This is a genomic window from Rhodococcus sp. WAY2, from assembly GCF_009859915.1.
Lineage (GTDB): Bacteria > Actinomycetota > Actinomycetes > Mycobacteriales > Mycobacteriaceae > Rhodococcus_F > Rhodococcus_F oxybenzonivorans.
The window spans coordinates 3,139,179-3,154,093 of record NZ_CP046572.1 but is presented as its reverse complement, the minus strand read 5'-3'; the positions used below and the strand labels follow the sequence as shown (position 1 = coordinate 3,154,093).

Genomic DNA, 14,915 nt, shown 5'->3' with positions numbered 1-14,915 from the left:
AAGTACCTGCCGATGCTGAACTATAGGCGAGTTCTGCACACGGGACTTCCTCCTCAGCAGGCGGATTCACCGACCGCCACTGGCGGCGTCGGACTCTCACCAGAGCCGCCTGCTGACATCACCGACCGACCGCTCACGACCTGAGCTGGCCGCAGTTCAGTCGGTCCCACGAATTCATAGGCAAGGACGCAATCTCATGCAGGGCACGAACACAGTCGACACCGGCATCAACACCGCTCCCTCCCCGACCCCCGAGGCGCTCGTGGAGATCGAGCAACGCGTGTTGTGGCTGTCGACCGCGATGATCCACCACGCCAACCGGGTTCGCCCCAACCCCACGGGGCTGAAGGTCGGTGGTCACCAGGCGTCGTGTGCGTCGATCGTGACCATTATGACCTCGCTCTGGTTCGAGCAGCTCCGTCCCGGTGATCGGGTGTCGGTCAAGCCGCACGCCTCCCCGGTGCTGCACGGCATCAACTACCTGCTCGGCGAGCTGGACGAGAAGTATCTGACGACGTTGCGGGAGTTCGGTGGGCTGCAGTCGTACCCGAGCAGGTCGAAAGATCCTGATCCAGTGGACTATTCGACCGGGTCGGTCGGGATCGGGGCGACGGCGCCGATATGGGGTGCCATCGCCCGCCGCTTCGTCGACACCCATCTCGGCGGCGCCGGGACGGGCAGGCAGTATTCGCTAGTCGGCGACGCGGAGTTGGATGAGGGTGCGGTGTGGGAGGCGATCCTCGACACCTCCGTCGCCGAACTCGGGGAGATCGTGTGGATCGTCGACCTGAACCGGCAGTCCCTGGACCGGGTGGTGCCCAACATCGCCGCCGGCCGGCTCGAAGCGATGTTTGCTGCCGCCGGCTGGCAGGTGCTCACCGTGAAATTCGGGACCCTGCTCGAATCACTGTTCAGCCGACCCGGTGGGTCGGCGCTGCGCACCCGAATCCTGGACATGCCCAATCCCGAGTACCAGCGGCTGCTGCGCTGTACGGCCGAGCAGGTGCGGGACCGGCTGCCCGGCGGCGGCCCGAACGCGATGGAGATCGCCGCCCTGATCGCCGGTCTTGACGACGACACCGTCCTGCGTGCCATTCGCAATCTCGGCGGTCACGACCTGGACGCCCTGCGCGCGGCGTACGGGCAGATCGACGACACCCGCCCGACGGTGATCATCGCCTACACGATCAAGGGCCGCGGTCTGCCGACGCAGGGGCATCCGCAGAACCACTCCTCGCTCCTCACGGTGGAACAGTACGAAGAATTGGCCGCGGAGCTGGGGATGGACCCGAACAATCCGTGGGCGCGGTTCGCCCCGGACAGCACCGCCGGCCGCGTCTGCACCGCCTCCGCCGAATGGCTTCAGCGTGACCCCACCAAGCTGGCAACCCCGCCTGCGGCGCCGGCCGACATCGGCCGCACCCCGTCCGGGATCTCGACGACACAGGCCGCATTGGGCCGGGCGCTGCTCGATCTGTCCCGGGAGGCACCGGAGGCGGCGAAGCGGGTGGTGACGGTCAGCCCCGACGTCTCCTCGACCACGAACCTGGCCGGGTGGTTGAACAAGGTGGGGGTGTGGTCACCGAACGAACGCCGCAATTGGTTCGACGACGACGCCGAGACGATCATGCACTGGCGGGAAAAGCCGACCGGACAGCACATGGAACTGGGGATCGCGGAAACCAACCTGGTCGGGTTGATGGGTGAGCTCGGCGCCACATGGAGTCGGTGGGGTCAGCCGCTGTTCCCGATCGGGGTGATGTACGACCCGTTCGTCGAGCGGGCGCTCGAGCCGTGGTCGTACGGGATCTACGCGGGCGGGCAGTCGATCCTGGTCGGCACCCCTTCTGGGGTGACCCTCGCCGCGGAGGGTGGCGCCCATCAGTCGATCAAGACCCCCTCGATCGGACTCGTACAACCCGGCTGCGTGAGTTACGAACCAGCCTTCGCGATCGACGTGGAGTGGACCCTGCTCGACAGCATCTCTCGCCTGGGCCGCCCCGACGGCTCCTCGTCGTATCTGCGACTCTCGACCCGCCCCGTCGATCAGACTCTCGCCGCCGTCCCCTCCGATCCGGCGGCCCGGGAACGCCGTCGCCGTCAGGTCGTCGCCGGCGCCTACACCCTCTGCCACACCGGCAGTCCGGCCGTCACCCTGGTCGGGATGGGCGCCGTCATCACCGAAACCCTCACCGCCGCAGACCGATTAGCCGATCAGGGCATCACCGCCGACGTCGTGTGCGTCACCAGTCCGGGACTGTTGTTCGAGGCGGTGCAGGCGCGCCGCGGACTCGCCGACGGCCCGTCGTGGATCCTGGACCAAGTGTTCCCCGCCGACCGGGCGGCACCGATGGTAACCGTCCTCGACGGCCACCCGCACACCCTCGCATTCCTGACCGGGATCAACAACGTCCCCGGCGCGGCGCTCGGCGTCAGCAAGTTCGGGCAGGTCGGCTCCCTCGACGACGTCTACCGCTACCACGGCATCGACACCGACAACATCGTCCGCGCCGCCCTCGACCTCACCGACTGACCCAGAGAGACATGACGAATGACCACGACACAGACAGGCACCACCGTGGTGTTGCCGTCGCTCGGTGAGAACGTCACCGAAGCCACGATCACCCGCTGGCTCAAGGCCCGAGGGGACCGAGTCGAGGCGGGAGAGCCGCTGCTCGAGGTGGCCACCGACAAAGTCGACACCGAGGTCCCCTCCCCTGCCGCCGGCACCCTCCTCGAAATTGTCGCCCCGGAAGACACTGTCGTCGAGGTCGGGGCGGCAATGGCCATCCTCGGCCCACAGTGCAGCGATCCCCAGGACACGCTGGCGCCCGCTGCCGCTCCAGAGGGCCCTGCACCCACATCCCTCTCGAACCCGGCTCCCCGTCCAGCTTCACCACCTTCCGCAGTAGACCGGGTGGAGAAGCTGCCCCGCATTCGGCGAACCATCGCAAAGCGCATGCTCGAATCCCTGCAGACATCAGCGCAATTGACCACGATCGTCGAAGTAGACGTCACCGGCATCGCACGTCTGCGTCTTCGGGAGAAAGATGCGTTTCTGCGCCGCACCGGGGTGAAGCTGTCTTTTCTGCCGTTCTTCGTCACCGCCGCCGTCGAAGCGCTCGCCGAGCATCCGGTGATCAATTCGTCCCTGAACGTCGACTGCACCGAGGTGACCTACCACGGGGCGGTGCACCTGGGCATGGCCGTCGACAGCGACAAGGGACTGATGGTTCCCGTCATCCGCGACGCAGGAGCATTGCGAATTCCTGAACTCGCGAATGCAATCGCCGTCGTCGCGGACAGCGTGCGGGACGGGACGATCCGGCCCGACGACCTCTCCGGCGGCACGTTCACCATCACCAACACCGGCAGCCGCGGAGCCCTGTTCGATACCCCGATCATCAACCAGCCGCAGTCGGCCATCCTCGGCATTGGAACCGTCGTCGAACGCGTCGTCCCCACGCGCGGCGAGGGCGGCGCACTCCAGATCAGCGTCCGGTCGATGGCGTACCTCTCACTGTCATACGACCATCGCATCGTCGACGGCGCCGACGCCGCCGGCTACCTCGCCGCCGTCCGTCACAGCCTCGAAGGCGGATTTCTCTCGTCGGACCTGCAGTGAATGGGCCAGCACACGTCCCAGGTTCTATGCCCGGACACAGCACCAGTGACGATCACCGACTCGTCGCATTCGCCCTACGGTGGGCACCGATAGTTGCCATCAACGACAATTTCCCCGACTTCGACGAGTACATCTTGCCGGAGTTCGGACTGCAGCCAACGATGTACTACCGGAGACTCCTCACACTCCTTCTGACGCCCCCGTGCCCACGCCTGGATCCATCGGACCGGCAACACATCATTGCACTCTGCCAGCACAAGTTGGACGCCTCACGACCGACAATCTGCAGTTGAGCGGAGCGAGCACCGAGCAACACTCTCACCGGAAACCACACGTCCATGTCCTCAGATTCCCTCACCGACCAGCTGAGCGCCTACCGCCGCCAGCGCCGCGCTCGAATGTCCGAGGAACTGCGTCGAGCGCGACACCGTCAGTTACCAGAAGAAAGCGTTGATCTCATACGTTTTGCACAGGCATGGGCACCCTACGGAAAGGTGCCCACGGAAGAGATTTTCGTCCGATACGGCATGACAGCGGCGCGATACCTCGAGGTTCTTGCCGATGCCCTCTCAAAGCCGGACTGCGACCCCCAGACCGCCACCACGCTCCGATCCATCTACTTCTCACATCGCACATAACGGTCCGATGGGATGGGACCAAGCGACGCCGAGCTAGCTGAGCTGCTGGCCGGACTGGTCGCAAAGCCGCGATGTCTCGACCGCTCAATGCGAGATGGAACCCGCCGTCGCCAAGATGTTCGCGCCCTCGAGCGAGGAAGTCGTCCTTGGTATGAAAGGTGGTATCTGTTGTCGCAGGGTTACATTCACCCTGCCGGGACCCCATGAACGAGTGTGGCCAAAACGCTCCCCGCTCCTACGCCAGCGGCTAAGTTACCGGTGGTTAACATCACCAGTCCTTATCAGTTTCTTACAAGTGGAGACCTACATGCCTCGTGTTCTACTCTCGCGTCTGTTCGCCGCCGTCGGCCTGGCCGCGGTGTCGTTGCTGATCGCACCCTTGGCGCCCGCTCACGCGACCGGGCACGATCCCATCCTCTTCGTGCATGGATGGCAGGGCAGCTCTTCGCAGTGGAACACCATGATCGCGGCATTCAAGGCAGACGGATGGACCGACGCCGAGCTCTACAACTGGTCGTACAACTCCAATCAATCCAATGTCACCACCGCCGCACAGGTAGAGGCGAAGGTCGACGACATTCTCCGCATCACCGGCGCCGCCAAGGTGGATGTCGTCACACACTCGATGGGCGGACTATCCACCCGGTATTACGCCAAGAACCTCAACGGCGCCACCAAGATCGACGACTGGATCTCCCTTGCGGGCCCCAACCACGGCACCGACACCTCGAACGGCTGCTTAACCGCTTCCTGCACCGAAATGCGGATCGGCTCGGCGTATCTGACGAGTCTCAATTCCGGAGACGAGACGCCCGGTGCGCCCGCCTACGGAACGTGGTGGTCGCCCTGCGACACGGTGATCAACCCCGACTCCAGCGTGTCCCTTGCCGGTGCGACCAACACTCAGACAGGATGCCTCACCCACAACGGAATACTCGAGAACTCTACGATCTACGGTCAGGTCCGCGACTTCGTCCGGTAGCACCGCTGGTGTGGACCGGAATCGCGTACCGCGGTTTCGGTCCACAATTCCGGACTCCTCACTGCCCACCTTCCCGGTCACCATCAGGTGGGCCCAATCGAGCTGTCGGTAATGGGCGGCACGCTGGTACGCCAGCGGAGCATTCATCTCACGCGCCACGAACCGGGCCGCTCGACCGACCGACGGCAGCCGCGACGACGCGTTCCCGACTTGCAAGCCCTGCCAGAAGATTTCAGATCATGGATTCGAGCGAACCGGCGGCTTCGAGCGGACGCGCTAGTCGTTAGGCAGTGACAAGGTGCCGGCAACTCATCCGCGGTGACACGGGCAGCTCGGTGAATATGGGTTCGGGCGATTCCGCCGTCGGCACCTCCAGGTAGAGGTGGCTGCCGTTGGCCACGACCCCCTGCGGTTGCAGGCCGATCAGCTTGGCCACCACGTAGGTGGCGCTCAGGCTGGTGACGTCGCGGATGATGCCGAGCCGCAGCAACGACCGTGTCTCGGCGATCGCCTCCTGCTCACCGGCTCGCAGGACCAGCCGCAGTCCGGGTGACAGTGCCTGCGCGGCCACGGATACGGCGATGTTGTCCAGGTCGTCGGAGCCGACGGCGGCCAGGGCCAGCGCGCGGCGCACGCCCAGTCGCTCGAGGAGTTCACGGTCGCCGCCGTGCCCGACGACGGTCGGAATGTTCATCGACCGCACGAGCCGCAGGTTCCTGGCGTGAGGGTCGCGTTCGACGCCCACCACCGCGACACCGAGAGCCTGGAGTTCCCGACAGAGCCGGAGCCCGACCTGGCCGAGGCCCACGACGATGACGTGGCCGGAGCGGGGCAGGACGCGGCTGCCCACCAGGCCAACCAGCCGGGGGCCGAGCAGGCGCTCGATGATCCCGGCGGTGAACATGGCCGTGAAGACGACGGTGAACAGCATCGCCACCGAGGAGAACACAGCGTAAGCGGGGCTGCCGTGGGTATCGGTTCCCGGGCCGACGGTGGTCACCACGCGCACCGCCTCGTTGAACGCGTCGAGCGGTGCCACGTGCTGACCGAGCATCAGCCACAGCCAGTCAGCGAACAGGACCGCGAGAAGTCCGGCGAGCCCACCGAGCAGAATGCGTGTGCCGATGTCGTGCGACCGCAACAGTCCGGTCGCGCCGGTCGTCGCGGTGCGCCACCAGCTCCGCCGGGGCAGGTCGACGTGCGCGCCCTCTGGGTGGCCGTCGATCATGCGGACCGTCAGCATGTGCTCGCCCGCATGCCGGGCAGCGACGAGTTCGGATTCCAGACAGGGTCCGGCGAGCGTCGGTGCGGCGAGGTCGGCCGGGGACGTCACCTCGCACTGCGGAAGCAGCTGGGACAGCTGGTCCGCGACCGTGCGGTCGAAGATAGTCACCACCAACGGGACCGACGCCGAGATGTGCGCCGCGGCCAGCGCGTAACGCAGCGCGACGACATCGTCGCGCACCAGTACGGCCATACCGCAAGGCTCGTCCGCCATCGCCACGCGAAGTTCGTCGTCGTCCGGGGCAACGAGATGGCGTACGTGAAAGTCCCTCTCGCGGAGGGAGGCACAGACCCGTCGGGCCACGGTGGTTTCGCCGATGACGAGATATGAGTCGTTCACGTGTGGTCCTTCCGGCTCGGGATCACGAGAGCGTACCCGAGAAAAACCACGGATCCCACACGAGAATTTCTACCGGCGAGTAGTCCGGAGCAAGCTCGGCTGTAGCGCAACAGGACCGCAGCACACGAAGTCCGGAACTACGCGCTCACAAAACCTGATGTTCACCGCACGTCACCACCTCTGTTGTCGCCCCGTTCCACCGCCGGCCTCACGGCGGTAGGCGAGAATTCGAACCAGGTCAGGGGTGATCCCGTTCAAGGCCCTGGGATTCGCACCGAGCGGTAGTGCATTACACAGACACTTCCCAATACGTCACTGCCGCGGATCGAAGTGCGCCCGTTCCTGGTCCCCTCACCGACTACTGAGTGCGGTTTTCACCGGGGATGATGACACGTCCTTCCGGATCGGACGAATACAGCGCCGAGGGACGATAGAACAAGGCGGTCTGTCTAGCGTCGCGCGTGGGCAAGAGTCGGGACACTGGGATGCACAGGTTGCAATTTTGCGACGTTAATTCGGGACGTAAATGCTGACGATCTCAGCTATACAAACCGGCTTGTCGGCATTCTCGGGTTCGATCGCGACGACCGTGACAACTTTGACGCCCGAGGGAACGGTTTCAACGTTTGCTATGTCAACCGCAGCCCGAATTCGTGAGCCGACGGGTGCGGGCGCTGGGAATCGCACCTTGTTCGACCCGTAGTTGATGCCCATTCGCATGCCGTCGACGGCGTAGACCTCCCATACCAGCATCGGGATCATCGAGGTCAGCAGATGTCCGTGGGCGATGGTGGCGCCGAACGGTCCGTCAGCAGCCCGTGAGGGGTCGACGTGGATCCACTGGCGGTCACCCGTTGCGTCAGCGAATGCGTCGATTTTCTCCTGGGTGAGGGTGTGCCATGACGAGTGGCCGATCCGGGTGTTCGCCACGGCGTGCAGTCCGTCGATCCCTTTGAGTGTCTTCATACCTGAGGGCCTCCAGCGACGTAGAGAACCTGCCCGGAGACGAATCCGGCTCCCTCGCTCGCAAGGAATGAGATCGCGTGTGCGATGTCGTCGGGGATCCCAACTCGGGCGACGGGGATGTCAGCGGCCGCCCTCTTCTTGAATTCGTCGAATTTCATTCCCATTCGCGCTGCTGTTGCGGCTGTCATCTCGGTCTCGATGAAACCGGGAGCAACGGCGTTGGCGGTAACGCCGAATCTGCCGAGTTCGAGGGCGAGGGTCTTGGTGAAACCTTGCAGCCCGGCCTTGGCTGCGGCGTAGTTTGCTTGACCGCGGTTTCCGAGCGCCGACACGCTCGAGAGGTTGATAATTCGTCCGAAACCACCCTGAGTCATGTGTCCCTGGACCTCTCTCGTCATCAGGAACGAGCCACGTAGGTGGACGTTCATGACGCTATCCCAGTCGGTGGCCGACATTTTGAACAGAAGATTGTCGCGGGTGATGCCGGCGTTGTTGACCAGAACGACCGGTGCTCCGAGCTCCGTAGTGATCTTATCCACTGCTTTTTCGACGGCGGTTGCGTTGGAGACGTCTGCGCCGACGGCGAGTGCGGTGCCTCCGGCCTGGGTGATCGTGTCGACCACGTTCTGGGCGGCGGCCTCCTCCAGGTCGAGGACGGCGACAGCGTGGCCGTCTGCTGCGAGCCGCTGTGCGACGGCGGCGCCGATTCCCCCGGCGGCGCCGGTGACGATGGCGGTGCGGCGGCGTTCGGGATGAGGTGATGCGTTCACGAAATGGGGTTCCTTCCGGGGATTAGATCGGTGTGACTTCGGGTCAGGAGAGCGAGTCGAGGGTCAGGGCCATGCCCCGTCCTCTGCCTACGCACATAGTTTCGGGGTCTCACCCCCGCGGGGGTTGTCCCGGTTTTCGTCTTCTGCGATGGCCCCATCGTTGACGTTGGCGCTGAGAAGGTCTCGGTGCAAGCTTCGGATGTACACGTCCGGCAAAGCCTTTCGCGCCGGGGAAGGCGACATCTTCATGATCTCGGGGCTACAAGCCGGTGACCCCGGTGCTGACGATGCGCGTAAGTGGAGTGATTCCAATCATCTGGACGGTGAAACCATCGGGCAGAATGTCCTTCAATGAGCCCTTGATCGCTCTCCCGATCGGTAAACCGGCGGAGGCGCCGATGACAGCTTCAGGCAGGGGGTGTTCCTCGAATCGGTGATTGCTGTGGAAGAAGGAGCAGATGGTGGTTCTCATTCAGCCGGCGCAGCCGGAGATCCCGCCGTCGAGCGGAATGATGCTGCCGGTGAGGTAAGAGCCGGCACGGGAGGCCAGGAACCGGACCGTGCCGATCAGATCGTCGGTTTCTCCGTAGCGGCCGAGCGGGACGCGCCCGAGGAGCCCGGACTCGACCTCTGGATCCGCCGCGATGTGTCCGAGCATGTCCGTCAGGATCGGGCCAGGGGCAATCGCGTTGACGGTGATGCCGTCGGACGCCAATTGCTTGGCCAAATGGCGGGTGAGCATGTGCAGCCCCGCTTTACTCGCGCTGTATGAGTAGTTCTCCCAGCTCGGCGTAGCCAAGGCATCCACGCTGCCGATGTTGATGACCCGAGCGGGCCGGTCGGGCCGTGCCGCATTGCGCAGAAGCGGAAGCGGAAGCGTGATGAGGTAGAACGGAGCGACAAGGTTGGTGTTGAGTACCTTCGTCCAACCGACGAGGGGAAATTCTTCAAGCGGCGCACCCCAGGTAGCCCCGGCATTGTTCACCAGGATGTCGATGCTCGCAGGTGCTCGCCGAGCCAGTCGACCAGACCGGCCACCCCGTCTACAGATGACAGGTCACCGGCGACGGGGGTGCAGCGTCCTGCCGTTCCCGCAGCGTCTGCCTCGGCATTGATAGTTTCGGCCGTCGCGCGACACTGTTCCTCCTTTCGGCTGGTGATGACAACGTGGGCACCGCCCAGTGCCAGGCCGCGGGCGATCATGGAGCCGATCCCTCGTGAGCCACCGGTTACGACGGCGGTCGTCCCGGCGACAGAGAAGAGGGAGTCGAATTCCGGTCGCACTTCGTACGTCGTGGCACTATTCATGCTATCTACGCTAGGAACGCATTGACGTTATCTATTGGGGGGCAACGCACTCCGCTTGCACCGCGCGCAGCAAACCCATGAGCTGACCCGGCGGGCGGGCCCGATCCTCACGCTCGAGCCGACCCACGGGTCTGCTGATTCAGTCGTGTTCGGATGCTGCAGAACGTGTGTCGGACGGGCGCTCACCGAAGGCCCGCCGGTACGCATTACTGAAGGTGCTGAGGTCGCCGAATCCTGAGGAGTATGCGACCTGAGAAACGCTCTGGTGGCTCCAGCCACGGTCCTGAAGACGCAACCGGGCCAACGCCAGACGCTCCTGTCTGATGAGGTCCGACGGTGTTGTCCCGATCCGCTGCAATTGGGCCTGCACGTGACGGAGCGACCAGCCCAGGCGCGTCGCGACCACGGCGCCTGTGAGGTTCGGGTCGTGCGCATTCTCTCGGACAAAGCGCCGGATGGCGGTGACCAACTCGTCCTGAACGTCGACGGAGGGGCCGGCCGTGTCTGCGTTGTAGGCGAGTGCCACGAGATCGACGATTCGGTCGGCGATCGCGTCGAATTGACCGCCGGTGAGCTGGTGCCGCTCCCTGCGCAAACTACTGACCACGTCGACAACGATGCGTCCCAGTCCCGATGTTGCATCGAGGACGGTGCCGGGGTGAGGCAATGTCGGCACCCGCGCCTCGATCCGGTCACGTGGAATCACGAATGCGACAGAGGAGAAGCCATCACCGTGGCGCAGAACGGTCGCGGTGTCCAGCGACGTGAGGGCCATGACCGCCGGTGTGATCGTGGCTTCACGACGATCCTGCTCGAGGATTACTTCACCCTGGACCGGTATGAGCAGTTCGTAGGCGCCGTGTGGATGTCGACGGATGTCGGATGCCGTGCGGGAGAGGACCTCCGCTTCACCCCACCAGCGAATTAGCTGGTACGTGTCCGAATGTTGATGCTGAAGGGTTCCCTGGTAGTTGTCTGCGAGGGAGAAGGCCATCGGACAGTGGATCGAAGAGACTTGATCGCGCCACCAATCACCGCGCTCGCGCTGGTCATGCTCGTTGCTACGCAACGTATCGACGGAATACAAGGCCACAACACCTACTCACACCGGTATGCAGAAACTGCGACTCGTGCCAGAGTCGACGCTAGCGCGCGCTGGCGCCCACGCCAACGGCTTGATCATCGCAGAGCCCGCTTGAGGAGCTTTCCTGTCGCGTTCATCGGTAAGGTCTCCCTGAACTCGACCAGGCGCGGGTACTTGTAAGCCGCCAACCGTTCCCGTGACCAGCCGATCAGATCTTCTTCCTTCAACTCCGATCCGGGCTCGCGGATGACGAAGGCTTTCACTTCCTCACCGATTCGCTCGTCGGGGATTCCGACGACGGCCACGAGGCTGACCTCTGGGTGGCCGATGATCACTTCCTCGAGTTCGCGCGGATAGACGTTGAAGCCTCCCCGCACGATCAAGTCCTTGGCGCGATCGACGATGAAGTAGTAGCCGTCCTCGTCTCGCGTTGCGATATCGCCCGTGCGGAACCAGCCGTCTCGGATCACCTCCTGTGTCGCCTCGGGTTGCCCCAGGTATCCCTTCATCACGTTGTATCCACGTATCGCGAGTTCTCCTGGCTCACCGGCGGGAGCCTCGTTCCACTGATCGTCGATGAGCTTGACCTCTACTCCCCAGATCGGTGTGCCGATCGACCCCGACCGGTTCGGTTGGTCGAGCGGGTTGAACGTGACGGTCGGACTGGTTTCGGAGAGTCCGTAGCCCTCCCGGATCCCGACACCGAAGACATCCCTGAACCGCTCCAGCACATCGACGGGCATGGCAGCTGCGCCCGAAAGCGCGATTCGCAGGAGACCGGCCAGATCGACGTCTATTCCGTCAGCGGCCTTGTTGAGCAGCGCCCAGTACATCGTCGGAACACCGGCGAAGACCGTTACCCGGTGCTGTGTCATCAATGCCAGAGCCTGAGCTGCGTCGAATCGTGGCAGCAGGACCAGGGTGGCACCCATTGCGAAACCGGCGTTCAGCTGTACGGTCTGCGCGAACGAGTGAAAGAGCGGAAGAGTGACCAGATGCACGTCGTCGGCTCGGGCGTCGAGCAGTTGGTTATGCCCTATGGCGTTGAGGACCAAGTTGGCGTGGGTGAGCTCCGCGCCCTTCGGCTGGCCGGTCGTCCCGCTCGTGTACAGGACTACCGCCGTGTCCGTTGCCTCGGTCACCTGCAGGACGTCTTTCGCGGGGTGTTCGGCCAATACTTTCGCCAGGGTTGTTCCCACGTCTGGCTCATCGGGCAACGCGGAACCAAGGGTGACCAGATACTCGCAGGATTCGACGTCCTGGAACCCGCGCCACGCCTCGTCGTCGGGCCCCGGCACGGTACAGAAGTATGCCGTCGCGCCCGAGTCACGGAGGTGATAGGCAACCTCCTCCCGCTTGAGCATCGTGTTGAGCGGCACGACGGCTCCACCGGCCTTGAGGATGCCGAAGTAGACGATCGGAAACTCGACAACATTCGCAATCGTCAAGGCGACGCGGTCGCCTGGACGCAACCCCCGTGAGAGAAGAAAATGGGCCACACTGTTCGCAGCCGCATCGATCTCACCGAAGGTAAGGGTGCGGTCACCTTCGATGACAGCGGTTCTGCTGGGAGTGCGTCGAGCAGTGTCGGCAAGCATGGTGGCCAGGTTGAGCATGATCCTGCTTTCAGATAATGACGTTTGTGAATGTGGAATGCCGACTCAGGACCAATCCCAGTCGTACTTCGCTCCCACCCGCTTCGCCAGCGGCTTGAACATGCGCTCTTCGTAGGTCGCCATCGTGTCGAGACCAGGAATGGGCGCAAGGTTCAGGATCTCGGCCAGCCGCTCGACGTCGAGTTCAGGTTTCGGCACGCGCGCAGCAAGCGCGAACCTCTGAAGCTGGTTGGTGAAGCTCTCATTACACGGCGGCTTCCCGAAGTTCACCGGATGCTTCATCGCCTCATCGAGGGTGACAAATTCGACGCCACGCTCGAGGAAGGCCTCGAGGATCGGAGCGAGGGTGTCACGAGAGATCGGGGTGCCGTGTACGAGCCAGATGAGAGGGGCGTCGGCACCGAACAAGGTACGCGCGGTGTCCGCGTGCTTGTAGAGCATGTCAACTGCGGTCGACACATGCAGGTCGCGGACCTGCTTCTGCACGTCCTTGTCGCCAAGGGTCATCGCGCGAAAGTACGGCATGATGAACGCGAAATCACTGAACCAACTCGTGATCGGGGCAGTGCGGTAGCCGAGATCTGCGATGTACGTCTCGACTTCCCCTCGACGTCGTTCCGATCCTGATGACATGTCCAGGGGTACCGGAAGTACTTCGACGGTGCGGCGTCGATCAGATGACCGATGTACTTCTCGGCCGTCTCGAAATCGCATCGGAATGCCGCATCGGGCATCCAGCGCAGTGGAGCGTGCTGGTGAGTGTGGTTGCCCAGGTGATGGCCCGCTTCGGCCCACGCCTCGAAGGCCTCGATTTGCTCTGGCTCGTTCTCGAGCCGGTAGGTATGAGAGAAGCCGTAGGTTCCCGCAAGTCCGTAGTCGTTCAGCGTTTTCGCCACAGACCGCGTGATGTCGGTGGGAGTGGTCTCGTCCGGCATGGGTACGCCGTCCCACAGGACGAAGTCATCGATCGTGACCGCAATCTCGAGAGGTCGGTCGGTGCGTGTGTCATTCATTGCGTTGACTCCGGATCTTCCAGGTGGGCTCCTCGGCACGCAGCCCACTTCTCACCGACCCTACGAAGTGACGGACGTCACGTCTTGGTTGTTTGCGCGCATCTGCTTTCATCAGGCGCACACGCATCCGGCATTGAAATGCGCGCTGTGCGTGCTCGTCGAATTCCGTGCGCATCGGGCCAAGTTTCGCCTTGTCATGACTTCTACCGTCGGTGGTGACGAAGGAGAAGCACACCGTGAATTCATCACAACAGATCGTCCTGGCGCAGCGCCCCCACGGGCACGTGAGCGTGGAGGACTTCCGTGTGGAGGACGTCGTCCTGGCCGAACTCGAGGCCGGCGACGTCGTACTCGAGACCCTCTTCATCTCGATCGATCCGGCCATCAGGGGCTGGCTCGACGACCGACCGAGTTATCTTCCGCCAGTCGCGATCGGAGAGCCAGTGCGCGCTTTCGGTCTGGCACGCGTGACCGCCTCACGCAACAGCAACTTCACCGTGGGCGACATTGTGCGTGGCTTCGTCGGCTGGCAACGGCGCCAGATCATCAGCTCGCCCGGTACTGACTGGGACCGAATCACACCACGGGAGGACGTTCCCTTGGAGCACTACCTCGGAATCCTCGGGATGACGGGCCTGACCGCGTGGGCCGGAGTATGCGACATCCTGCGGCCGGAACCAGGGCACACCGTCTTGATCTCCGGCGCCTCGGGCGCAGTCGGAAGCGTGGCCGTCCAGCTCGCGAAGCAGGCGGGCGCACATGTTGTCGGCATCGCAGGAGGCGCCGAGAAGTGCTCGATGGTCGCCCGACTCGGCGCCGCCGCCGTCATCGATCGCAAGGCCCCTGACTGGAAGGGCCAGCTCGAGGCGGCAACACCGGACGGCATCGACCGCCTCTTCGAAAACTCCGGAGGCCCGATGTTCGACGCATCGATCACCCGACTCAACAACCACGCACACATCGCGTTGTGTGGCCTGATCGACGGCTACAACTTGACCGAGCGACCCGCCGGACCAAGCAATTTCGGACAGCTTCTCACCAAGCGAATCCTCACACAAGGATTCATCGTGCTCGACTACATGGACCGAGCAGCAGAGGTTGAAGCCACGCTCGGCGAACTCATCAGTTCCGGACAGTTGGAGGCCGTGCAATCAGTATTGCCCGGATTCGAACAGCTGCCGGCCGCCTTCGTGGACTCGTTCTCCAACGGCCAGCCAGGCAAGATCATCATCGATCTCACCGCGTAGCCAGCCTCTGAAGCCGGCCTCAGCCCGAGGCCCTATCCCGCC

Annotated in this window: 11 protein-coding genes and 1 pseudogene; 4 read left to right on the top strand and 8 right to left on the bottom strand. The window is 63.8% G+C overall.

The annotated features are described in order from the left end of the window. Positions 1-196 precede the first annotated feature (196 nt). The 3 genes from GFS60_RS14510 (at position 197) to GFS60_RS14500 (ending at position 5,245) form a co-directional block, all read left to right on the top strand. Complete coding sequence (locus tag GFS60_RS14510; RefSeq protein WP_159922213.1) at positions 197-2,533, top strand: transketolase-like TK C-terminal-containing protein; 2,337 nt, start codon at positions 197-199, stop codon at positions 2,531-2,533. Positions 2,534-2,551: 18 nt separating this feature from the next. Beyond that, a complete protein-coding gene (locus GFS60_RS14505; protein ID WP_159922211.1) occupies positions 2,552-3,625 on the top strand; it encodes a 2-oxo acid dehydrogenase subunit E2 in 1,074 nt (357 codons plus the stop codon). A 945-nt stretch (positions 3,626-4,570) separates the two neighbouring features. Then, positions 4,571-5,245 carry an esterase/lipase family protein gene (locus tag GFS60_RS14500; protein ID WP_236603463.1) on the top strand — a complete coding sequence of 225 codons (675 nt, stop codon included), beginning with the start codon at positions 4,571-4,573 and terminating at the stop codon, positions 5,243-5,245. A 283-nt stretch (positions 5,246-5,528) separates the two neighbouring features. Here GFS60_RS14500 and GFS60_RS14495 read toward each other — a convergent pair whose 3' ends face one another. From GFS60_RS14495 to GFS60_RS39105, 8 genes and pseudogenes are all read right to left on the bottom strand, one after another. Next, positions 5,529-6,869 carry a potassium channel family protein gene (locus tag GFS60_RS14495; RefSeq protein WP_159922209.1) on the bottom strand — a complete coding sequence of 447 codons (1,341 nt, stop codon included), beginning with the start codon at positions 6,867-6,869 and terminating at the stop codon, positions 5,529-5,531. A 510-nt stretch (positions 6,870-7,379) separates the two neighbouring features. Then, complete coding sequence (locus GFS60_RS14490; protein ID WP_159922207.1) at positions 7,380-7,835, bottom strand: MaoC family dehydratase; 456 nt, start codon at positions 7,833-7,835, stop codon at positions 7,380-7,382. After that, positions 7,832-8,605 carry a 3-oxoacyl-ACP reductase FabG gene (gene fabG / locus GFS60_RS14485; protein WP_159922205.1) on the bottom strand — a complete coding sequence of 258 codons (774 nt, stop codon included), beginning with the start codon at positions 8,603-8,605 and terminating at the stop codon, positions 7,832-7,834. Before fabG ends, GFS60_RS14490 begins: the two co-directional genes overlap by 4 nt. 472 nt (positions 8,606-9,077) lie before the next feature. Beyond that, positions 9,078-9,913, bottom strand: a pseudogene (locus GFS60_RS14480) (SDR family oxidoreductase). 139 nt (positions 9,914-10,052) lie between these two features. Continuing rightward, positions 10,053-11,006 carry a helix-turn-helix transcriptional regulator gene (locus GFS60_RS14475; protein ID WP_268962601.1) on the bottom strand — a complete coding sequence of 318 codons (954 nt, stop codon included), beginning with the start codon at positions 11,004-11,006 and terminating at the stop codon, positions 10,053-10,055. 86 nt (positions 11,007-11,092) lie between these two features. Next, complete coding sequence (locus GFS60_RS14470; protein WP_159922201.1) at positions 11,093-12,613, bottom strand: long-chain-fatty-acid--CoA ligase; 1,521 nt, start codon at positions 12,611-12,613, stop codon at positions 11,093-11,095. Between the two features lie 45 nt (positions 12,614-12,658). Beyond that, positions 12,659-13,120, bottom strand: coding sequence for a hypothetical protein (locus GFS60_RS39110; RefSeq protein ID WP_236603461.1), 462 nt, complete (start codon positions 13,118-13,120; stop codon positions 12,659-12,661). Beyond that, the gene (locus tag GFS60_RS39105; RefSeq protein ID WP_236603460.1) at positions 13,117-13,626 is read right to left on the bottom strand and encodes a polysaccharide deacetylase family protein; all 510 of its coding nucleotides are present in this window, start codon (positions 13,624-13,626) and stop codon (positions 13,117-13,119) included. The genes GFS60_RS39110 and GFS60_RS39105 overlap by 4 nt, the downstream gene beginning before the upstream one ends. A gap of 236 nt (positions 13,627-13,862) precedes the next feature. On the opposite strand from GFS60_RS39105, the gene GFS60_RS14460 reads away from it, so the two are divergent. Next, positions 13,863-14,873, top strand: coding sequence for an NADP-dependent oxidoreductase (locus tag GFS60_RS14460; RefSeq protein ID WP_236603459.1), 1,011 nt, complete (start codon positions 13,863-13,865; stop codon positions 14,871-14,873). Positions 14,874-14,915: the final 42 nt, after the last annotated feature.

Bases quoted from the DNA above. Each gene is read 5' to 3' on its own strand.
- GFS60_RS14510 (WP_159922213.1), top strand. From the start codon at position 197: ATGCAGGGCACGAACACAGTCGACACCGGCATCAACACCGCTCCCTCC.
- GFS60_RS14505 (WP_159922211.1), top strand. From the start codon at position 2,552: ATGACCACGACACAGACAGGCACCACCGTGGTGTTGCCGTCGCTCGGT.
- GFS60_RS14500 (WP_236603463.1), top strand. From the start codon at position 4,571: ATGCCTCGTGTTCTACTCTCGCGTCTGTTCGCCGCCGTCGGCCTGGCC.
- GFS60_RS14490 (WP_159922207.1), bottom strand. From the start codon at position 7,835: ATGAAGACACTCAAAGGGATCGACGGACTGCACGCCGTGGCGAACACC.
- GFS60_RS14470 (WP_159922201.1), bottom strand. From the start codon at position 12,613: ATGCTCAACCTGGCCACCATGCTTGCCGACACTGCTCGACGCACTCCC.
- GFS60_RS39110 (WP_236603461.1), bottom strand. From the start codon at position 13,120: ATGACCCTTGGCGACAAGGACGTGCAGAAGCAGGTCCGCGACCTGCAT.
- GFS60_RS39105 (WP_236603460.1), bottom strand. From the start codon at position 13,626: ATGAATGACACACGCACCGACCGACCTCTCGAGATTGCGGTCACGATC.